The organism is Pseudomonas sp. BJa3 (assembly GCF_026343815.1).
Lineage (GTDB): Bacteria > Pseudomonadota > Gammaproteobacteria > Pseudomonadales > Pseudomonadaceae > Aquipseudomonas > Aquipseudomonas soli.
The window spans coordinates 1-277 of record NZ_JAOXMC010000136.1; the positions used below are offsets into that span (position 1 = coordinate 1).

Below are 277 nucleotides of genomic sequence, written 5' to 3' on the forward strand. Positions count from 1 at the left end.
CCGAGGTTGCGCTGCACGGCCGCCAGGTTGTTGGTGGCTTCCAGCGTAGCCGGATCGCTTTCGCCCGCGCTGGCGAGCAGGCGCGCCTGGATGGCTTGCACGACGGCTTTCGCGCGCGGGCGGTCGCCGCGCGCCGAGATGACCTGCGCCTGCGCCAGTTCCAGCTTGACCCTCACGCGGTCGTTGACCGGCAGGCCGAATGCGCGCGGCAGCGCTTTCTGCAGGACCGCCTCGGCTTCGTCGATGTGGGCGCCTTCCAGCAACGCCTGCACCTGTT

Annotated in this window: 1 protein-coding gene; it reads right to left on the reverse strand. The window is 70.4% G+C overall.

What is annotated here, in order from left to right; genetic code table 11:
- The coding region (locus OH705_RS27185) for a hypothetical protein (RefSeq protein ID WP_267303432.1) at positions 1-277 on the reverse strand (277 nt) is incomplete at both ends.